Origin of the sequence: Mycobacterium hackensackense, assembly GCF_025822555.1 — a bacterium.
Classification (GTDB): domain Bacteria; phylum Actinomycetota; class Actinomycetes; order Mycobacteriales; family Mycobacteriaceae; genus Mycobacterium; species Mycobacterium fluoranthenivorans.
In genome coordinates this window covers 129,329-150,052 of sequence record NZ_JACKUC010000028.1, presented here as the reverse complement: position 1 = coordinate 150,052, position 20,724 = coordinate 129,329, and the positions used below count along the sequence as shown (strand labels likewise).

18 protein-coding genes are annotated in these 20,724 nt (G+C 68.3%); 7 read left to right on the top strand and 11 right to left on the bottom strand.

The annotated features are described in order from the left end of the window. Positions 1–9: 9 nt before the first annotated feature. Positions 10–2,346, bottom strand: coding sequence for an accessory Sec system translocase SecA2 (gene secA2, locus H7J86_RS02370; RefSeq protein WP_443677651.1), 2,337 nt, complete (start codon positions 2,344–2,346; stop codon positions 10–12). A gap of 91 nt (positions 2,347–2,437) precedes the next feature. Here secA2 and H7J86_RS02365 point away from each other — a divergent pair, with 91 nt between their 5' ends. Genes H7J86_RS02365 through H7J86_RS02355 form a run of 3 tightly spaced genes read left to right on the top strand, consistent with a single transcriptional unit; the run spans position 2,438 to position 8,326 of the window. Further along, positions 2,438–4,420 (top strand): ABC transporter ATP-binding protein/permease, encoded by a 1,983-nt coding sequence (locus H7J86_RS02365; protein ID WP_267289160.1) that lies wholly within the window; start codon positions 2,438–2,440, stop codon positions 4,418–4,420. Positions 4,421–4,466: 46 nt separating this feature from the next. Beyond that, the gene (locus H7J86_RS02360; protein ID WP_090360944.1) at positions 4,467–6,392 is read left to right on the top strand and encodes an ABC transporter ATP-binding protein/permease; all 1,926 of its coding nucleotides are present in this window, start codon (positions 4,467–4,469) and stop codon (positions 6,390–6,392) included. Between the two features lie 26 nt (positions 6,393–6,418). After that, the gene (locus H7J86_RS02355) at positions 6,419–8,326 is read left to right on the top strand and encodes an ABC transporter ATP-binding protein/permease (RefSeq protein WP_187095717.1); all 1,908 of its coding nucleotides are present in this window, start codon (positions 6,419–6,421) and stop codon (positions 8,324–8,326) included. A gap of 1 nt (position 8,327) precedes the next feature. Here the strand turns inward: H7J86_RS02355 and H7J86_RS02350 are convergent, their stop codons facing one another. The 3 genes from H7J86_RS02350 to H7J86_RS02340 are packed head-to-tail and all read right to left on the bottom strand — an operon-like array spanning position 8,328 to position 11,050. Beyond that, entirely contained in the window at positions 8,328–9,827 is a 1,500-nt protein-coding gene (locus H7J86_RS02350; protein ID WP_267289158.1) for an FAD-binding protein, read from the bottom strand. Next, positions 9,824–10,321 (bottom strand): VOC family protein, encoded by a 498-nt coding sequence (locus tag H7J86_RS02345; RefSeq protein WP_267289156.1) that lies wholly within the window; start codon positions 10,319–10,321, stop codon positions 9,824–9,826. Before H7J86_RS02345 ends, H7J86_RS02350 begins: the two co-directional genes overlap by 4 nt. 45 nt (positions 10,322–10,366) lie before the next feature. Continuing rightward, the gene (locus H7J86_RS02340) at positions 10,367–11,050 is read right to left on the bottom strand and encodes a TetR/AcrR family transcriptional regulator (RefSeq protein WP_267289154.1); all 684 of its coding nucleotides are present in this window, start codon (positions 11,048–11,050) and stop codon (positions 10,367–10,369) included. Positions 11,051–11,155: 105 nt separating this feature from the next. Here H7J86_RS02340 and H7J86_RS02335 point away from each other — a divergent pair, with 105 nt between their 5' ends. After that, entirely contained in the window at positions 11,156–11,596 is a 441-nt protein-coding gene (locus H7J86_RS02335; protein WP_090360955.1) for a nitroreductase family deazaflavin-dependent oxidoreductase, read from the top strand. Here H7J86_RS02335 and H7J86_RS02330 read toward each other — a convergent pair. From H7J86_RS02330 to H7J86_RS02300, 7 genes are all read right to left on the bottom strand, one after another. Next, entirely contained in the window at positions 11,509–12,267 is a 759-nt protein-coding gene (locus H7J86_RS02330; protein WP_372517208.1) for an Rv1815 family serine proteinase, read from the bottom strand. The genes H7J86_RS02335 and H7J86_RS02330 overlap by 88 nt on opposite strands. Positions 12,268–12,406: 139 nt before the next feature. Continuing rightward, positions 12,407–13,030 (bottom strand): LysM peptidoglycan-binding domain-containing protein, encoded by a 624-nt coding sequence (locus H7J86_RS02325; RefSeq protein WP_267289152.1) that lies wholly within the window; start codon positions 13,028–13,030, stop codon positions 12,407–12,409. 109 nt (positions 13,031–13,139) lie between these two features. Beyond that, positions 13,140–14,537, bottom strand: coding sequence for an NAD(P)/FAD-dependent oxidoreductase (locus H7J86_RS02320; RefSeq protein ID WP_267289150.1), 1,398 nt, complete (start codon positions 14,535–14,537; stop codon positions 13,140–13,142). After that, positions 14,534–15,685, bottom strand: coding sequence for a cation:proton antiporter (locus H7J86_RS02315; RefSeq protein WP_090360964.1), 1,152 nt, complete (start codon positions 15,683–15,685; stop codon positions 14,534–14,536). The genes H7J86_RS02320 and H7J86_RS02315 overlap by 4 nt, the downstream gene beginning before the upstream one ends. A 4-nt stretch (positions 15,686–15,689) precedes the next feature. After that, on the bottom strand, positions 15,690–16,172 hold the full coding sequence (locus tag H7J86_RS02310; RefSeq protein WP_090360968.1) for a cation:proton antiporter regulatory subunit: 483 nt from the start codon (positions 16,170–16,172) through the stop codon (positions 15,690–15,692). 36 nt (positions 16,173–16,208) lie between these two features. Continuing rightward, positions 16,209–17,180: a sterol desaturase family protein gene (locus tag H7J86_RS02305; RefSeq protein ID WP_267289148.1), complete on the bottom strand. Its 972-nt coding sequence runs from the start codon at positions 17,178–17,180 to the stop codon at positions 16,209–16,211. A 23-nt stretch (positions 17,181–17,203) separates the two neighbouring features. Continuing rightward, a complete protein-coding gene (locus H7J86_RS02300; protein ID WP_267289146.1) occupies positions 17,204–18,730 on the bottom strand; it encodes a carboxylesterase/lipase family protein in 1,527 nt (508 codons plus the stop codon). Between the two features lie 133 nt (positions 18,731–18,863). On the opposite strand from H7J86_RS02300, the gene H7J86_RS02295 reads away from it, so the two are divergent. From H7J86_RS02295 to H7J86_RS02285, 3 genes are read left to right on the top strand one after another with little or no spacing between them, the layout of a single operon-like run. Further along, positions 18,864–20,117: an acyl-CoA dehydrogenase family protein gene (locus H7J86_RS02295; protein ID WP_267289144.1), complete on the top strand. Its 1,254-nt coding sequence runs from the start codon at positions 18,864–18,866 to the stop codon at positions 20,115–20,117. 16 nt (positions 20,118–20,133) lie between these two features. Beyond that, positions 20,134–20,379 carry a hypothetical protein gene (locus H7J86_RS02290; protein WP_267289142.1) on the top strand — a complete coding sequence of 82 codons (246 nt, stop codon included), beginning with the start codon at positions 20,134–20,136 and terminating at the stop codon, positions 20,377–20,379. Further along, positions 20,376–20,711 carry a hypothetical protein gene (locus H7J86_RS02285; protein ID WP_267289140.1) on the top strand — a complete coding sequence of 112 codons (336 nt, stop codon included), beginning with the start codon at positions 20,376–20,378 and terminating at the stop codon, positions 20,709–20,711. Before H7J86_RS02290 ends, H7J86_RS02285 begins: the two co-directional genes overlap by 4 nt. Positions 20,712–20,724 lie beyond the last annotated feature (13 nt).

Sequence of the window (20,724 nt, the reverse complement as noted above, 5' to 3'; positions counted from 1 at the left end):
GCGCCAAACCTAGCGGAACACGCCAGGCAGGCTGAGCGCCGACATCGCGTTATCCGCCAGCGGGTCATCGTGAATCATGTACGTCCACGTCGAGGTCGGCCGGGCCAGCTTGGACAGGTCGAGACCGACATCGCCGCCGACGATGTCAGCGGTGTCGAACGTCTGCTGGGCGGCCTCGATGGCGTCGGCGGCCAGCGACGCGAACGCGTCGACCGCCATGCGGTGGAACTCGTCGAGCGGACTCTGGTTGCCCAGCGCGCGCAGGCTGATGCTCTCCCGGATATCGGCCAGATACGCCAGGTGGTCGGCCCAGCCGCGGTCCAGGTGGTACAGCATGATCAGCCGGGCGATCTCCTCCAGCCGCTCCTCCGACACCTGCTCGGCGATCTCCTCGTAACGCTTGGGTGAGCGCTCGGCGAGCTCCTCACGGGCGGCCGCCGTCCGCAGCAGCGTGTCGCGCCGGTCCACCAGGATTGCCCGCTGCTGCGCGGTCAGCTGGTTATAGCGCCACGTATTGGCATGCAGGTCAAGCAGTTTGCCCTCGGCGATGCGCTGTGCGTGGTCGAGCAGCGCGGCGGCCTTGGGGCTGGTGATCCGGCCGCTCTCATCGATCTGCAGCGGCAGCTTGTTCGGTTCCAGATGGGCGACCACCACATCGTCCTCCCAGCTGGCGAAGAACACCGACGACCCCGGGTCGCCCTGGCGCCCGGCGCGGCCGCGCAGCTGGTTGTCCAGCCGCTCGGTGTAGTGCCTGCCGGTGCCGATCACGTGCAGCCCGCCGAGTTCGGCGACCGGATCGTGCTCGGATTCGTCGGAACCACCGAGGCGGATATCGGTACCGCGGCCGGCCATCTGAGTCGACACGGTCACCGTGTTCAGGGTGCCGGCCTCGGCGATGACGGCCGCCTCCTCGGCGTCGTTCTTGGCGTTCAGGACGACGGCGGGCACCCCGGCCTTCACCAGCCGCTCGTGCAACTCCTCGGATTCGGCGACGTCGCGGGTGCCCACCAGAATGGGCTGGCCCGTCGCGTGCACCTCGGTGATGTGCTCCACCACGGCGTCGTTCTTGGCCGCGGCGGTGATGTACACCCGGTCCGACTCGTCCTCACGGATGTTGGGGGTGTTCGGCGGAATCGGTGACACACCCAGCTTGTAGAACTGGCGCAGCTGCTCGCCGGCCGCCAGGGCGGTACCGGTCATCCCGCACACCGTCGGGTAGCGGTTGATCAGCGCCTGCACCGTGATGGTGTCCAGCACCTCACCCGTCTCGGTGATCTCGATGCCCTCCTTGGCCTCGACCGCCGCCTGCAACCCGTCGGGCCAGCGTTGCAGCGAGGCGATCCGCCCGCGCGACGCGTTGATCAGGTGCACGGCCTTGTCCCGCACGATGTAGTGCACATCGCGCTCGAGCAGCACGTGCGCGTGCAGGGCGACGTTCACTTCGGTGAGCGTGCTGCCGACATGGTGCTCGGAATACAGGTCGATACCGCCGAGAGAGGCCTCCAGCTTGCGGGCGCCGGTATCGGTGAGCTGGACGTTGCGCCGTTCGGCGTCGGTCTCGTAGTCGACACCGGACTTCAGCTCGCCGACCAGCCGGATGATCTCCAGGCGCGGGGTCTCGCGGTGCGAGGTGCCGGCCAGCACCAACGGCACCAGCGCCTCGTCGACCAGCACCGAGTCGGCCTCGTCGATCAGTGCCACGTCCGGACTGGGCGACACCAGATCGTCGACGGAGGTCACCAGTTGGTCGCGCAACACGTCGAACCCGATCTCGTTGACCGAGCCGTAGGTGACATCGCAGGCGTAGGCCTCCCGGCGCTGCGCGGGCGTGGAGTCGGCGGTGAGCCAGCCGACCGTCAGGCCCATCGCCTCCAGCAGGGGGCCCATCCATTCGGCGTCGCGGCGGGCCAGGTAGTCGTTGACGGAGATGACGTGCACCTTGCGGCCTGCGATGGCGTAGCCGGCCGCGGCGATGGCACCGGCCAGCGTCTTGCCCTCGCCGGTGGCCATCTCCACCACATCGCCGGCCAGCATGCGCAACGCCCCGAGCAGCTGCACGTCGAACGGACGCAGCGCGATCGCCCGCTCACCCGCCTCCCTGGCGATGGCCAGGAACTGCGGGATGTCGGAGGATTCCGCGAGCTCGTCCAGATTCAGCAGGCCGGCAGCCTTGCGCAGCTGCTCGTCGTCGAGGCCCGCGGCCTTCTCCTCGAAGCTCTCCGACGCGCGGACCAGCGTCATCGACTTGGCCTGGTCCTTGTCGGTGCTGGCGCCCAACAGCTTCCAGAACCGGTTACTCAGTCGTCCGGACTTCGGAATGGCGGTCTTCGGGGTCTTAGCACTCACACGCACAGTCATACGGTACGCGGGCCTCCTGTCGGTGCGGACACGGCGCCACCTGCGGCGCTGGGGCCGCCGCGCGCGGTAATTTCACCCGATGGACGGGGTATTGCTCGGCCCGGCGATCGACTGGAGCACCGAATTCCTCCGTTCGTCGCTGTGGATCTGCAACGCCGCGGGGATCTCCGCGGTGAGCCTGCTGGTGGTCGCGATGCTCATCGGCCGGACCTGTGAATGGGGCCGGCAGTTCTGGCGCGTCACCGGCGCCTACTTCACCGGGCCCGGGCGCCTGCGGGTGTGGCTGGTGCTGGCCGCCCTGCTGGTCTCGACGGTCACGGCGGTGCGGATCAACATCCTGCTGAGCTACTACACCAACGACCTGTTCACCTCGCTGCAGCAGGCGTTCCGGGCCGACGGATCGGCCGAGACCGGGGTGCACGGTTTCTGGGCGGCGATGCTGATCTTCGCGATCCTGGCGTCGTTGTACGTGGCGCGGTTCTTCCTCGACCTGTACCTCACCCAGCGTTTCCTCATCGGCTGGCGGGTGTGGCTCACCCGGCGCACCCTCGGCGACTGGCTCGACGGGCATGCCTACTATCGGTGCCGTTTCAACCGGGATCCCGACGGACGCGCCGACAATCCGGATCAGCGCATCCAGGCCGATGTCGACATCGTGACGACCGGTTCCCGGGAACCGAACAACCCGACCTTCGGATCCGGGCACATGCTCGTCTTCGGTGCGGTCGAGGCGCTGCTGACGGTGGCGTCGTTCGGGGTGATCCTGTGGGGCCTGTCCGGCCCACTGACCGTGCTGGGCGTGACGGTGCCGCGGGCCCTGTTCTGGGTGGTGATCGGCTACGTGGCGGTGGCGACGCTGGTGGCCTTCGTCATCGGCCGGCCACTGATCCGGCTGAGCTTCCTCAACGAGGTCCGCAACGCGGGTTTCCGCTACGCGATGATCCGGATGCGCGAGGCCGGCGCGGCCGTGAGCCTGTACCGCGGGGAGGACGCCGAACGCGAGGCCCTGGTCGGGCGGCTGGGCTCGGTGATCGACAACTACCGCCACTGGCTGCACCGCAGCATGCTGTTCCTCGGCTGGAACGTGTCGGTGAGCCAGGCCATCAACCCGCTGCCCTATATCGTGCAGGCGCAACGCCTGTTCGCCGGTGAGATCTCGTTCGGCGGTGTCATGCAGTCGGCGACCGCGTTCCACGCCGTGCACGACGCGCTGTCGTTCTTCCGCAACGCCTACGACGAGTTCGCCGGGTTCCGGGCGGCGCTGATCCGGCTGGACGGGTTGTACGACGCCAACGCCCGGGCGCGGGCGCTGCCGGTGCTGCCCCGCACGGGCGCACCCGTCGGGGCGAGCGAAGCGACGGGAAACAGACCCGGGGCGAGCGAAGCGACGGGAAATAGACCCGGGGCGAGCGAAGCGACGGGGAATCGATGCGGCAGCCTGCGGCTGCACCATGTCGAGGTGCGCACCCCCGCGGGTGAACCGCTGATCGGCGGGATCGAGCTGAGCCTCGACCCCGGTGACTGGCTGGTGATCACCGGCCCGTCGGGCTGCGGGAAGACCGCCCTGTTGCAGAGCCTGGCGGGACTGTGGCCCTACACGTCGGGCCGGGTGGACTTCCCGGCCGGCGAGACGATGTTCGTCCCGCAGCTGCCCTACCTGCCGCTGGGATCGCTGCGCACCGTGCTGTGTTATCCCCGGCTTGCAGGGACCAGCCCCGACGACGAGATCCAGCGGGTGCTGCTCAAGGTGGCGCTGCCGCAGCTGGTCATCCGGCTCGGCGAGGTGGCCGACTGGGCCCGCACGCTGTCCCCCGGCGAGCAGCAGCGCATCGCCTTCGCCCGGGTGCTGCTGACCCGCCCGGATGTGGTGTTCCTCGACGAGGCCAGCTCGGCGCTCGACGAGGGCCTGGAGCTCACGCTCTATCAATTGCTGCGCACCGAGCTGCCGGGAGCCACGGTGGTGAGCGTGAGTCACCGCCGCAGCGTCGAACGGTTCCACGGCCACCGGCTGGAGCTGCTCGGCGGCGGGCGGTGGAAAACCGGCCGGCTCGTACCGAGCTGACCACCTATAAGCAGCCCGGCCAGGGTTGTGCGGGTACCTTGCCGGGATGGAGATGTTCACCCCATCGCTGGATTGGGGCGCCGAGCTACCGAAGTCACTGTGGTGGATCGCCACCGTCTGGGTGTACACCGCGATACCGACGCTGATCATCCTCACGCTGATCGGCCGGTACACCACCTGGGGCCGGCAGTTCTGGCGGATCACCGGCGGATACTTCACCGGCCGCGAGAGCGTCGTGGTGTGGGTGTGGTTGTCGGGAATCCTGCTCTCGGTGATCATCGGCGTGCGCCTGGACGTGCTGCTCAGCTATCAGGGCAACGACATGATGAGCGCCGCCCAGACCGCCTTCGAAGGCATCGGCGGGGGCGATCAGGCCGTCAAGGACTCGGGCGTGAGCGGTTTCTGGTGGGCCTGGGCGCATTTCGCCGTGCTGGCAACGGTGCACGTGACGCGCATGATGCTCGACCTGTTCGTGACACAGCGGTTCCTGATCCGGTGGCGCGCCTGGCTCACCGATCACCTGACCGGGGACTGGCTCGACGGCAAGGCGTACTACCGCAGCAGATTCATCGACGACACCATCGACAACCCGGATCAGCGTATCCAGTCCGATATCGACGTCTTCACCAACGGCGCGGGCCCCCTGCCGGCCAATCCGAACACCCTGAGCGCGAACATGTTGCTGTTCGGTGCCATCGAGGCCATCGTGAGCGTCGCGTCGTTCGCGGTCATCCTGTGGAATCTGTCCGGCGAGCTCACGATGTTCGACGTCACCCTGCCCAGGGCGATGTTCTGGATCGCCATCGTCTACGTCGTGGTCGCCACCATCATCGCGTTCTGGATCGGTCGGCCCCTCATTCAGTTGACCTTCAACAACGAGAAGTTCAACGCCGCCTTCCGGTATGCCCTGGTGCGACTGCGCGACGCCGCCGAATCGGTGGCCTTCTACCGCGGCGAGAACGCCGAGCGGGTGCAGCTGCGGCAGCGATTCGCCCCGATCGTGACGAACTACAAACGCTTCATCAACCGCTCGGTGAAGTTCTACGGCTGGAACGTCTCGATCAGCCAGATCATCGTGCCGCTGCCGTGGATCGTCCAGGCCCCGCGGATGTTCGCCGGCCAGATCAAACTGGGTGACATCTCGCAGACCTCCTCGGCCTTCAGCCAGATCCAGGGCGGGCTGTCGTATTTCCGCAACACCTATGACCAGTTCGCCGGGTGGCGGGCGTCGATCATCCGTCTGCACGGACTGGTGATCGCCAACGAGGAGGGTCGGGCGCTGCCCGAACTGACGGTCGAGCCGAGCCGGGACTGCCTGGTCGAACTCGACAACGTCGAGGTGCGCACCCCTCTGGGTGATCCCCTGGTCCAGGATCTGAACCTGCGCCTGGAAAGCGGTGACACGCTCATCGTCACCGGCCGCTCGGGGTCGGGTAAGACGACGCTGCTGCGCAGCCTGGCGCAGCTGTGGCCGTTCACCACGGGCACCTTCCGGTACCCGCAGGCCGGCCACGAGACCATGTTCCTGTCCCAGATGCCGTATGTGCCGCTGGGCGATCTGCGTGCGGTGGTGTCCTATCCGCAGGAGCCCGGCAGCATCCCCGACGAGCGGCTGCACTGGGCCTTGAACAAGGTGTCGCTGCCGCAGTGCTCCAAGCGACTGGGTGAGGTCGCCGACTGGGTGAAGGTGCTCTCCCCCGGTGAGCAGCAGCGGATCGCGTTCGCGCGGGTGCTGCTGACCCGGCCGCGCGCGGTGTTCCTCGACGAGGCCACCTCCGCTCTCGACGAGGGCTTGGAGTACACGATGTACGACCTGGTGCGCAAGGAGCTGCCGGAGACCATTCTGGTGAGCGTCACGCACCGCAGCACCGTGGGCCAGCACCACGAGAAGTACCTGCATCTGCACGGTGGCGGGCGCTGGTCCCTCGGCGATATGGACGACGCGGTCGAAGACGAAGTCAGCCCCGTCTGAGGACTGCGGTCGGGTAGCTTCCCGGCATGGAGATGTTCAGCCAGTCCCTGGACTGGGGAAACGAGATCCTCGCGTCGCTGTGGTGGATCACCAAGGCGTGGGTGATCAGCGCGGTAGTCGCGGTCGCGGTACTTGCGTTTCTCGCCCGGTTCACCACCTGGGGACGGCAGTTCTGGCATGTCACCCGCGGGTATTTCGTTGGGCGCCAGAGCATTCCGGTGTGGGGCCTGCTGGGTGTGCTGCTGTTGTCGGTCATGGTGTCCGTGCGGATGGACGTGCTGTTCAGCTATTACGCCAACGACCAGTACACCGCGCTGCAAGTCGCGTTCGAGGGGGCCGGGGCCGGGAACGAGGCCGTCCGCAACTCCGGTGTCGACGGATTCTGGAAGTCGATCCTGATCTTCGTCGGCCTGCTCATCGCCGATATCACGCGCACCGTGGCCGATCTGTATCTGATGCAGCACTTCATCATTCGCTGGCGGGTATGGCTGACCGATCACCTGACCGGTGATTGGCTCGGCGACCGCGCCTACTACCGCAACCGGTTCGTGGCGGCGTTCGGCGGCGTCCCCATCGACAATCCGGACCAGCGCATCCAGCAGGACATCGATGTGTTCACCACCGGGACCGGACCGGAGACCAACACCTTCACCGTCGGCACCGCGCAGACGCTGTTCTTCGGCACGGTGAACTCGGTTCTGTCGGTGGTCGCCTTTACCCCGATCCTGTGGAATCTGGCCGGCCCGCTGTCCTTGTTCGGGGTGACGATCCCCAAAGCGCTGTTCTGGCTGGCCCTGCTGTGGGTCGCGATGACCACCGTGGTGGCGTTCTGGATCGGTAAGCCGATCATCCGGCTGACGTTCCGCAACGAGCTCACCAACGCGGCGTTTCGCTATGCGCTGGTGCGCATCCGGGACGCCGCCGAGGCGGTCAGCCTCTACCGCGGCGAGGACACCGAGCGTCGCGCGCTGTCGGAGCGCTTCGGCCGGATCATCGCGAACTACCGCAGACTCGTGCTGCGGGGTGTCGCGTTCATGGGCTGGAACCGCTCGGTGAGCCAACTCGTCTCCCCGCTGCCGCTGATCGTGCAGGCGCCACGGCTGTTCGCCGGCGAGCTCAACCTCGGGGATGTCACGCAGTCGGCGGGGGCCTTCGGCTCGGTGCAGAGCTCGCTCAGTTTCTTCCGCGCCGTCTACGACTCGTTCGCCGGCTATCGCGCCGCCATCATCCGGCTGGACGGGCTGGTGACGGCGAACGAACAGGCCAGGGAGCTACCGCGGTTGGCCGCGACGGTGAGTGCCGATGGCGCCGTCGAGATCACCGATGTCGAGGTGCGCTCGCCGCACGGGGTGCCGCTCGTCGACGATCTTCAGGTGCGACTGCGCCCCGGCGACTCGCTGGTCATCACCGGACCGTCGGGCACCGGCAAGACGACGCTGCTCCGCAGCGTGGCGCAACTATGGCCGTACGCCACGGGTGCTGTCGCTCACCCGGCGGAGACGATGTTCCTGTCCCAGCTCCCCTACGCCCCGCTCGGAGATCTGCGCGCCGTGCTCAGTTATCCCGCCGCCGCGGGCACCTTCCCCGACGACGCGATCCGCGACACCCTGGCGGCCGTCACGCTGGGGCATCTGGCAACGCGACTCGACGAGGACTCCGACTGGGGTAAGGAACTCTCCCCCGGTGAACAGCAACGCATCGCCTTTGCCCGGGTGCTGCTGGCGCGCCCCAGAGCGGTGTTCCTCGATGAGGCCACCTCAGCACTGGACGCCGGGCAGGAGTTCGCGATGTACACCACGTTGCGAGACCGGTTGCCCGACACCATCGTCGTGAGCGTCAGCCATCGAGACAGCGTCGACCGCCATCACGAGCAGCGGCTGGAATTGCTCGGCGAGGGCCGCTGGAGTTTGACTCCGCTGGCCGCCGCCCCCTGACTCAGCGCGCCACGGCGTGCGCCGCGGCCCGGCGCGCGGCGTGCCCGCCGGCCCGCCGCCCGAAGAACGAACCCTCGCCCAACTGCGTACCGCTGGCGTAGCCCTCACCGTCCTGGGCGATGTTGGACGCGCACGCCCCGGCGGCGTACAGACCGGGCACGGCGCCGCCGTCCTCGCGCAACACCTCGCCATCCAGCGACACGACCAGCCCGCCCATGGTGAAACCGGAGTACATGGCGACCCCCAGGGACAGGTCGAAGGCGGCGAACGGCCCGGTGTCCTGTGCCGCGATGTAGTCGGGCTGCTTGTGGAAGTCGGGATCCTCGTGGTTCGCGGCGTTGGCGTTGTAGCGCTCCAGCGTCGCGGCCAGGTTCCCGGCCGGGATGCCCAGGGCCGCTTCGACTTCGGCGATGGTCTCGTAGCCGTCGATGAACTTGATCAGCGGCATCTCGGGCATCTGCATATGCGCCTCGTCCACGATCAGGTAGGCCTGCTGGTCGGGTTGCTGCAGCACGAAGGCCGAGGTGCGCGAATGGTAGGAGTCCTCGGCGACGAACCGCCGGCCCTGGTTGTTCACGATGACGCCGGTCAGCAGGATCTCCGGCGGGTAGGCGGCCGCGGTGATGAACAGGCCGTCGAGGTTCTTGGCGACCCCACCGGCGGAGACACCCAGCCCGATGGCGAGACCGTCGTCGTGCGGGTTGCCCAGGATGTAGGGCTCGACCTCACCGTGGTGCTTGGTCTTGCGCTTCTTGCCCAGCGCCGGGGTGTACTCGGCGACCATCTCGGGGTTCATCGCGAAACCGCCCGCCGCGATGACGACGGCCTTCGCCTTGACCGCGCCGGTGTTGCCGAAGTTCTTCCAGCGCACGCCGACGACCGCGCCGTCGTCGACGATCAGGTTGGTCGCCCCGGTCTCGTAGCGGATCTCGACGCCGAGTTCGGCGGCCCGCTTGAGCAGCAGCTGGATCACCATGTCGGCGCCGCCGAGTTCACCGGGCACGGGCACCGAATGCCCGCGCGGGGCCGGCTTGGCCTGTTCGTTGAACGGCCAGACCTTCTCGTTGCCGGTGTAGGAAAGTCCCTCGGTGCCCGGGGGCACCACCACCTTGCCCGGGTAGTAGCTGCGCTCGAACTGGAAGCCGAGGGCCTCGAGCCAGGTGAAGTGCTCGACGCTGCCGTCACAGTAGGCGCGGATCTTGTCCAGCTCGGGGTCCTTCGACACCGCGACGAGGTACTTGTACATCTCCTCGGCAGAATCCTCGTGCCCGGTGGCCTGCTGCACCGCGGTGCCCCCGCCGAGGTAGAAGTGGCCGCCGGCCATCGAGGTGGTGCCACCGGCCGCGGCGGCGCGCTCCAGCACCAGGACCCGGGCGCCGGCGGCGGCCGCGCTGACGGCCGCGCTTCCGCCCGCGATACCGAATCCGACGACCACGACGTCGAATTCGTCGGACCAGTCGGTGACATCGCCGGCGTCGACGGTGTTCGGGATGTCAGTCATGTGCTCTCCTGCTGCTGGCGTTTCACGTGGTCGAAGAATGCCTGGATCTCGGGTGGGATGAGGGCGATCTCGATGAACGGGACACCGGCCGCGCTGACGTAGGCGAACTTCATACCGCCGGGCATCACCCCCTGCTGCACGACGGGTGCGCCCGCGGCTGTGGCGTCGCGCAGGGCCGCCTCGTAGCCGTCCGCATCGGGCGCTGCCACGCAGATGTGGTGTAGTCCGGGGCCGACGGTGTCGAGGAATTCGGTGTAGATGCTGTCTCCCCGGACCGGGGTGATCAGCTCGAGCTGGGTGTCCCCGGCATAGCTCAGCGAGATGTCGGCGACGAAGTCAGCCGGCGCGCCACGGTACTCACAGCTGTCCGGCCCGAAGTGCACGCCGGGCATCCGGACCCAGCTACGGGCACCGAGCAGCGCGGTGAGCGTGCGTTCGGTGGTGTCGAGGTCACGCGTCACCCACGCAATCTGGACAGGTGTCTGATTGAGCATCGATGTGAGGATATCCCCACCGCGCCACCGTGGCTAGAACGTGTTCTAGTTCTGCCGCAGCGTGTCGATCACCAACCGGATCTGGCCGTCGAACACCAGGGCGGCATCCGACACCGTGCCGGGCCCGTACTGCCCGAAGACCTCCATGCTGATCGCACCCACCAGGGTGGCCCACAGCAGAAAGCACTTGAGCAGGGCGCGGTCACCGCCGGGAAAGCCGTACTCCGTCCGCAACGCCGCGAAATCCTCGGACAGCGGTTGCAGCAGAGCCTCTTTCGGGTCCGGAACATCCCCGGCCAGAATCCCCTCGGCCACCACGGCGAGCACCGACACGATCATCCGGGTGCCGGGGCCGACCGTGATGTCGGCCGGGGCGCGATACCCCGGCACCGGACTGCCGTAGAGCAGGGCCCACCGCGCGGGCTGATCGACGGCCCAGGACCGGGCGGCATGCGCCATCGCGACCATCCGGTCCGGCCAGTCGGCGCCGGAATCTGCGGCGGCGGCCTCCACGGCATCGGCGAGTTCGTCGTACGCGTCCACCAACAGCAGGGTCAGCAGATCGTCTCGACTGGCGACGTAGCGATAGATCGCCGAGGACACCATGCCCAGGTCACGGGCGACGGCGCGCAGCGACAGTCCCGCCGCCCCCTCGGTGATCAGGTGCCCCCTGCCGATCTCGATGATCTCGGCCTCGATCCGGTCACGTGCGTCCCGCCGCTTGCCCATGACGCCAGTCTGACACGAAACGAGATCACTGCTCTTGATTTATGCGGCGCGCCATGACATGGTGAAAACAAGAGCACCGCTCTCGAAAACTCGAAGGGACATCGCATGACGACTCGTTACGACGAACCGAACCGCATCGCCAAGGCGGCCAACACCGTGATTCGCCGCTTGGCCGAAGCAGGTATCAGCATTGCGGGCACCCGTGCCCTGCGGGTCCGCGGCAGAAGCACCGGTCGCTGGCAGGGCGTGGTGGTCAACGTCCTGACCGTGGACGGCCGCGACTACCTCATCTCACCCCGCGGCAACACCCAGTGGGCGCGTAATGCCCGCGCCGCCGGTTCGGTGCAGATGGGACCGTGGTGGCGCCGGCGGCAGGTGCAGGCGGTGGAGGTCGCCGACAGCGCCAAACCCGAACTGGTGCGGCGCTACATGGACCGCTGGTTCTGGGAGGTCAAGACTCACATCGGCGGTTTGACGCCGGACTCCACCGATGCCGAACTGCGGGTGAAGACCGTCGAGATCCCGGTGTTCGAATTGGTCGGCTGAACCGCCACCGCCTCGATGATCTGCTGACCGGTCGACTGGAACGAGACGGCGGCGGGCAGCTGGCCCCAGGTGCTGTTGAACAGGCCGATGATCGCGGCCCGGCCGTCGGCGGTCGGCACGTACACCGGCCCGCCGGAATCGCCCTTCTGACTCATCACCCCGTTGGTCATGGTGAACCAGCCGTTGTTCACCGAATCGATGGTGCCGCAGGTCTCCCCGGTGATGATGCCGAAGTGGCAGACCGTCTGGCCGGCCTTCTGGACGGCCAGTGCCGGATCCGAGATCAACGGGCGGCCGCCCGGCAGCACGTTGAGCATCTGGACGTCGGGTGCCAGCGCGATGGCCTCCCAGTCGGTGATCTGGTAGTCGGTGGTGACGGTCGTGCCGTCGGGGGTGTTGTCCCTGGACATGGTCACCACGCCGATGACGTTGCCGTCCCGGTCGGTCACCGGGCCATCGGCGCGGCAGTGACCGGCGGTCAGGGCGGACCGGGACGCCATGTCGACAAAGCCCAATGTGCACATTGTCGAGCCCTGCCGGATCTCCATCCCCGGATAGACCGTGGGACCGGGCGCCGGAGCCACCGGGCTCGCGCCGGCCGGCCCGGCGGCCAGCAAGGCCGGCCCGGCCATCAGCACACCCACAAGGACGCTGAACAGACGTGCGCGCATGACTTCCTCCCGATCCCTCCACCCTCGGTAAGTCTGACGCTACCGGGATGCTGAGGTGTAGATCGGGTAACGGTCCGATCCCGTTACAACAACGCCGGCCCGGATTTCAAGAATCCGGGCCGGCGTGTCGCGAAGAGAATTACGGGATGGTCAGGACCTGCCCCGGGTGGATCAGATCGGGGTTCGCCACCCCGCTCGCGTCGGCGATCCGCTGATACTGGTTGCCGTCGCCGTAGAACCGCTCCGAGATCGCCCACAGGGTGTCACCGGAGACCACAGTGTAGGTGCGCGGGGCGGGCGGGGCAGGCGGCGGTTCCGGCGCGGGAGCCTCGGGTGCCGGAGCCTCCGGGGCCGGCTCTGCCGCCGCGGCCAATTCCACCTCGGGTTCGGGGGCCGGAGCCTCCTCGGCCGGCGGGGCCGGCGGCGCCTCGTCGGTATCGGTACCCGACGCCCACGCCACACCGTCGAAGCCGTACAGCACCAGATTGCGATCGTCCTGCAGGATCAGCCGGACATCCTTGGCGCCCTTGGTGTCGGTGTGCCAGACCGGCTTGTCCGGGGTGTACAGCACGAAGTTGCCGTCCTCCTGCACCTCGGCACGCACGACGTCCTGCCCGTTGGTCTCGGTGGACCACACGGCGGTGTCCCCGCTGTAGAGCACGAAGTTGCCGTCGTCTTGCAGCGTCACCCGGTAGGCACCGTTGTCGGACGTCAGCGACTGGCCCCGCTCCAGCTTTTCGCCCTTGTGAAGTCTGTCTCCCATGCTGTTCTCCCCTGATCGACGTTGACTTCACCGAGCCTAGTGACCAACGTTTGCCGGCGGGGCGGTTGTGCTCGCGAAAATCAGAACACTTGGCGAACACTGCGTGTGCTCAGGAATCGAACCCGAGCCCCAGCCGGTCCAAGGTGCGCAGCAGGAGGTTGCGCCGGCCCGCCGAATGGTCCGCGCGGTCCAACGACCAGCGGGTGGCCTGGATACCCACGCTGGCCAGAGGCTCCGGCGGGAACGGCAGCGGCTTGCGCCGCACCATATCCAATTCTGTTCGCGGCGTGGGCTTTCCGTCCAGCAGGTCCAGACACACATCGGCGGCGAACCGGGCAGCGCCCACGCCCAGACCGGTAAATCCGTTGACGTAGGCGACCCGGCCGCCGCGGGCGGTGCCCCAGTGCGCGCAGAACCGGGTGTTGGTGTCGATAGCGCCGGCCCAGCGGTGCGTGAACCGGATGTCGTCGAGCTGCGGAAAGGTGAGGAAGAAGTGTTCGGCCAGCCGGCGATAGGTCTGCGGCCGGTCCTCGTATGCCGGGTCGACCCGGCGCCCGAAATGGTAGACGGCGTCGTAGCCGCCCCACACGATGCGGTTGTCGGCAGACAGCCGGTAGTAGTGGAATTGGTTGGCGCAATCGCCGACTCCCTGCCGATTGCGCCAGCCGATCCGGTCCAACTGGGCGTCGGTCAGTGGTTGGGTCGCCAGTACATAGTCGTACACCGGCACCGTGTACGGCCGGTTCCTGCGCAGCAGGCTTCGAAACACGTTGGTGGCCAACACCACCCGTTGCGCGGTGAGCACCGCGGCACCGGTGTCGACCCGAAGCCCGGCCCCCGACGAATCCAGGGACAGGGCGCGGGTGTGCTCGTGGATCACCACCCCGGCTTCGGTCGCCGCCCGGGCCAACTCGAGAGCCAGCTTGGCCGGGTGCACGATCGCCACACTGTGGGCCTCGAAGAGTCCGGCCAGATACGTCGGCGAGGCCACTTCCGCACGAACCTGTTCGCGGTCCAGGAACGTGCCCTTGTCCGCGGCCGCCAGCCCGCTCACCTGATGCGGTTCGGTGGCCACCGTCAGCATCCCGGTGCGCTCCCACTCCACATCGAGGCCCAGCCGTTCGATATCGGCCGCCATCCCGTCCAGGTTTGCCGTCCCCATGGTGTCGAGCAGGTCGATCTCGCCCGGCCACCGCGACTTTCCGTTGTCGTGTCCGTGGGTCAGGCTGGCGTCGACGAAGCCCCCGTTCCGGCCCGAGGCGGCCCAGCCGATCCGCTCGGCCTCGATCAGCACGATGCGCTGTCCGGGGTGGCGTTGCGCGGCGTGCACCGCCGCCCACAATCCGGTGTATCCGCCGCCGACGATCAGCAGGTCGCACGTCACCGCGCCGGACAGCGCGGGATGCTCGGGGCGGGGCAGGTCGAGCCACATCGAGCCGAATGCGCTCGCGGCCAGCGACCGCGTCACCAATCCGGAGTCGACATGCGCATCGAAGGCGGTTTTCACCCCTGCACACTACGCGGGGCGCGCCCACCGATAAACCTCGTCAGTACGGGTCCGGCGATGGCCAGGATGAACACGTAGGGGGTGGCGATCGCCTCGAGGGCGGGCAGCGTGGCGCCCACCAGACCGATGATGACAAGGGAGAACTCACCGCGCACGATCAGCGCCGTCCCGGCGCGCAACTGGCCGGGTCGGGCCACCTGGTCACGACGGGCGGCGAACATCCCGGTCGCGACCTTGGTGCCGGCGGTGACGACGGCCAGGGCCAGCGCGGCGGGCAGCATCGGGACCAGATCACCGGGGTTGACCGACACCCCGATGGCCAGGAAGAAGATGGCGGCGAACAGATCCCGCAGTGGGCTGAGCACCATGCGGGCACGATCGGCCGCCTCCCCGGTGAGGGTCAGCCCGACCAGGAAAGCCCCGACCGCCGCGGAGGCATGGATGAACTCGGCGAGCGCGGCCACGATCAACGTCAGCCCCATGATCCGCAGCAGCAACTGCTCGTTGTCCGGATGCGCGACCAGCCGGCCCACCAGATGTCCCCAGCGGTAGGACGCCACGAACGCCAGCACCAACGCCGAGACGGCGACGCCCATCCCGAACAGGGCGTGGGCCCAACTGCCCCCGGCCGCCAGGACGGCCAGCAGCGGCAGGTAGGCCGCCATCGCGAAATCCTCCAGCACCAGGATGGACAGCACCGCCGGCGTCTCGCGGTTACCGAGCCGGCGCAGGTCGTCGAGCAGGCGCGCGATCACCCCGGACGACGAGATGTAGGTGACCCCGGCCAGCGCCAGGATGCCGACGCCGTCCAGCCCGAGCAGCCAGCCGGCGATCGCACCGGGGACGGCGTTGAGCACGAGATCGACCCAGGCCGACGGCAGATGGCGGCGGAGGCTGGCGGCGAACTCACCGATGGAGAACTCCAGGCCAAGGGTCAACAGCAGCAGCACCACGCCGATCGACGCGCCGGTCGTCACGAACTCGTCGGCCGCCGGGATGTGGGCCACCCCGCCTTCGCCGAGCGCCAGGCCGGCGGCCAGGTACAGCGGGATCGGCGACAGTGCGAACCGGCGGGCGGCCGTGCCCAACACGGTGAGCACCGCCAGGACGATGCCGAGCTCGAGCAGCAGCGCGGCCGATACCTGCACGCCTTCAGCCCTTGTCGACGATGCGCTCGACGCCGGAGATCCCGTCCTCGGTACCGATCACCACCAACACATCGCCGGCACGCAGCGGCTCGGCCGGACCCGGTGAGGCCAGCACCTCCTCGTCTCGCACGATCGCGACGATCGATGCGCCGGTGCGGGTGCGCGCCCTGGTGTCACCGAGCGCCCGGTCGACGAACGGGCTGTCGGCGCGGATACGCACCTGGCCGGCGTCCAGCCCCGGCACCGCCCGGGTCAGATCGGCGAATCGTTCGGCGATCCGGGGCGCGCCGAGGATCTGGGCCAGCGCCTCGGCTTCCTCATCGCTGAGTCGGAACGCCTCCCTGGCCTGGTCCGGATCCTCCTTCGGGTACACCACCAGTTCGAAATCTCCGGTGCGCCGGGCCACCACACCGATCCGGTCACCGTCGCGGGTATCGAATTCGAAGCGCAGCCCGACGCCGGGGAGCAGGACCTCTTTGACATCCATCCGTCCATCCTGGACGAATGCTGTGGGCCGGCGTCGCTACTTCTGTAAAACGGGCGCGTCCCGGGGTGCCCAGCCGGGCGGGCCGAACGCGTAGCCGAGCTTGTCCCGCCAGCGCTTCGCGGCCCGGACATCTCGTCCGATGGCCACGTACTCGTGGGTCTGCAGTTTCCAGATGTTGTAGGTGTCCACCTGCTTGGTCAGGCCGTAGTGCGGGCGGAACTCCTCGTCGGCGTAGCTACCGAACAGTCGATCCCACAGGATGAGGATGCCGCCGTAGTTGCGGTCCAGGTACTGCTTGTCCATGCCGTGGTGCACCCGGTGGTGCGACGGGGTGTTGAACACGAATTCGAAGGGCCGCCAAAGCTTGTCGATGCGCTCGGTGTGCACCCAGAACTGGTAGATGAGGTTCACCGAAAAGCTCGCGAACACCATCCACGGCGGAACGCCCAACAGCGGCAACGGAATCCACATCAGGATCTCGCCGCTGTTGTTCCATTTCTGGCGCAGTGCGGTGGCGAAGTTGAAATACTGACTGGAGTGGTGGGCCTGGTGGGTGGCCCAGATCAGCCGCACCCGATGCGCGATGCGGTGGTAGGCGTAGAAAAGCAGGTCCACGCCGACCAACGCGATCACCCAGGTGTACCACTGCGTTGCCGGCAGATGCCACGGCGCGAGGTAGGCGTAGATGGCGGCATAACCGAACAGCGCCAGCAGCTTCCAGACCGCTGTCGTGAACACGGACACCAGGCCCATCGATACGCTGGCCCACGCGTCGCGGCGCAGATAGGCCCCGGGCCGCGTGCGCTCGCTCGCCCCGCGGACATCTCCCGTCGCTTCGCTCGCCCCGCGGACATTTCCCGTCGCTTCGCTCGCCCTGGTCAGCGACTCCAGTTTGCGGGCCGCGGTCCACTCCAACACGAGCAGCAGCAGGAAGAACGGGACGGCGAACAGCACCGGATCACGCATCTGCGGTGGCAGCGCGTCGAGTAACGCCCGGATACCGTCCATGCCGCTCAGCCTAAACCGGCCCGCTACCGGAAACTCAGCACCTCGGCACCCCAGGTCAGCCGCTGTTCACGGTCGGGGTCGGCGACCACCTCGTCCTCGCGGCCGATGATCAGGGTGGCCCGCTCGTCGGGCCGATACGCCGGCCAGACCGGTGCGCCCGGTCCCGCGCTCGGGTCGGCGCCGGCGGCGAAGCGGGTCCAGCGTGCCCGCATCCGCTCCGATACCGCGGTGCCGGCGGCCAGACCGCCGAGTTTGAACGTCGGGTCCTTCGGGCCCATCACCAGATTGCCCCAGACATAAGGCAACTCGGTGGCGTGCGCAGCATCCAGGCGCAGCAGTTTGAGCACCGGGGTGGCCCAGTCGAAGCGGTACATGTACACCGGTGCGACGGCGCTGTGCCCCTCGGCGAACCAGATGGACGGCATCCGGAAGCCGACGTCGCGGGCCACGCCGAGCGCGGGTTTGCGGCCCCGGCCCCGGTAGACGGCGGTGATCTCGGCCTCTGTCGGGATCTGAAGCCCCGGCTGTTCGCTGGCGATCGCGGCGAACATATCGCGCAGGGTGTGCGGGGCGATCGGCATCAGCGGGGAACGCATCCAGCGGAACAGCGCTGCCTCGTGCCGGTTCGTCCCGATGATGAGCGGTACCGGATGGGTGCGGCCGGCGCGGGCGGCCTGCACGGGGTAGTCCGGCACCAGGTCGCCGTCGACGATCGGCACGAAGGCCAGCGTCCCGGGAAAACGCCGCGGCACCTCGTTGTACAGGTGTTTGGAGGCGGCGATGATGCTCTCGATCGGGGCTTCGCGCAGGCGGTGCGTCTCACCGGGATGCACTCCGATCCGGTCCAGGAACTGCTCGGCGATCCTGCGGGCGCGGTCGCGGTCGTAGACCGACGTGACCGGGGCGCTCTGCGCGATGGCCCGGTGGAACAGTCCCGCCGCGGCGGGACTGGCCATCAGCGTGGTGAGAATGCCGGCGCCGGCGGATTCACCGAACAGGGTGACATTGTCGGGGTCACCACCGAACGCCGCGATATTGGCCTGCACCCAGTTCAAGGCCGAAAGTACGTCGCGCACACCGATATTGGTCTCGAATCCGGACCCGAATGACGACAGGTCCAGGAAACCCAGCGCACCCAGCCGATAGTTCATCGTCACCACCACGACGTCACCGCCGGCGGCGAGCTCGCGACCGCGGTACAGCGGCTGCGCCGACGAGCCCAGCGCATAGGCCCCGCCGTGCACCCACACCATCACCGGCTTCGGTCCCCCGGAGGTCGACGGCGCCCACACATTGAGGGTCAGGCAGTCACCACCCTGCGGGGCGCCCAGGTCGAGCGGGATGTGCGGATCGGTCTGCTGCGGGCAGACCGGGCCGAAGCGGGTCGCGTCGGCCGGTTCGGTCCAGCGCTGGGGCGGCTGCGGAGCCCGCCAGCGCAGCTCGCCGACCGGCGGCGCGGCATAGCGGATACCCAGCCACTGGCGCACGATGCCGTCATCGGTGCCACGGACCGGTCCGTACCCGGTGATGGTGTCGGTATCCGGGATCACACGTGCCTCCCTCGATCGAGTGCTGAACCATTCCACGCTACCGGCGTTCGTCGATTCCCAGTGCGGATGGAGATTCATTCGCCCTGGACACAACCCTGTCGGGGCTGTCACAGTGGCCCTAACGTCGCCGGTCATGGCCGTAGACATCGCTGAGCCGATCACCCACGTTCCCGTACTCGACTCCCCCGCCGCTGCCCTGGCCGCCGCCGATGCCGTGGCCACCGAGGTCGCGGTGGGCAGCGCCGAACGTGAGCGTTCCGGCGCATCGTTGCTGACGCAGCTGCGGGCGGTCGCCGAGGCCGGACTGCTGGCCGTGCCGGTACCCGCCAAACACGGCGGCCCCGGTTTCCCGGCGTCGGTTCAGGTCGAGGTGCTACGCCGGCTGTCCCGCGGCGACGGCGCGCTCGGCCAGTTGCTGCTGGCGCATTTCGTGATCTCCCAGGCGATTTCGGCGCTGGACGCCGACGCGCCGCAGGCCGTCCGGATCTACGGCGACGTTCTGGCCGGCGGACAGCTGGGCAATGCCACCGCCGAACGCGGAACCGCGTCGCCACTGCACCGCAACACGACGGTGCGCCGCCGCGACGACGGCTCATGGGAACTCAACGGCACCAAGTACTACGCCACCGGGGCGCTCGGCGCGACCTGGATCGCGGTCGCCGCCGGCATCGCCGGCACCGACGGGGAGACCGCGACCGTCTTCATCCGGCCGGATCAGGACGGTGTGACCCTCAACCTGGAGAAATGGTCGGCGTTCGGCCAGCGCGGCACCGCCAGCGGTGAGATCCGCCTGGAGGGCGTGCTCGTGGACGACGATCTGGTCATCGAGGAGGGCGCCCCGCCACACCCGGTCGACGGTCCGCCGACGGTGCTGGGCGCCTACGACCAGGCGCTGCACGCGGCCATCGACATCGGAATCGCCCGCGCCGCACTCGAAGACGGCGCGGAGTTCGTCCGCACCACATCGCGGCCCTGGAAGGAAGCCCTGGACGCGGGGATCGACCGCGCCGACCACGAGCCGCATATCGTGCGCCGTTTCGGCGAGCTGACCGCGCGGCTGTACGCGCTGGAGGCACTGCTCGCCGCGGGTGCGGCCGTCGTGGACGAGGGCCAGGCGCAGCCGGATCTGTCGCGGGACACCGCGGCGGCCGCCTCGCTGAAAGTGGCGGCGGCCAAGGCGCTGGCGCAGGAGTTCGCCGTCGAGATCGCGAGCGGCATCTTCGAACTCACGGGCACCTCGGGCACCGACGGCGAGGCGAATCTGGACCGGCACTGGCGCAACATCCGCACCCACTCCCTGCACGACCCGGCCCGGTGGAAGTACGTGCACCTGGGCAACCACACTCTGCACGGCACCCGGCCGCCCCGGCTCGGTCTCGTGCTCTGAACGCACGGAGCGAAAATTGAGCTACCACACCAGCTTCTATCTCACCGGCAGTATCAACGCACCCACCGTCGAGGACGCGCTGCGGTTCGTCGGGCAGCGGTTGCAGCCGTCGGTCACCCGGGTGCCCGACGGTGAGCCCGGTGACCGAGCGAACTGGGTACTCACCCAGACCCGGCATTTCCTGGAGAACCCGACCATGGACGTCGTGGAGAGCGACGGCCGCAAGGTGGCCCGGCTGCGGCCCGGAACCACGCGTCGGTGATCGTCGCGGTGTCCAACGGATTGTCCCGGCACGTGCCGCGCCGTATCGACGCCATCCAGGCGGCGACGGTGACCACGTGGAATCGGCTGACGCACTGGCAACCGCTGGCCGACCTCGCGACCGAGCCGGAGACCGAGTTCTATCTCGGGTTGGTGCACGCTGCAGATGGTGCGGTCGGTGCTCGTCACAGGGCCGCGCTCGCGGCAAGGTTCCTGCCCCGGTTCGGGCTGTCCACCGAGTGCGGCCTGGGCCGGCATTCGACCGACGAGCTCGACCTGGTGGAGGGCACGGTGGCCGAGCTGTTCGAGACCCGGGAGGCCGCGCCCGCGTGATCGCCCGATAGCG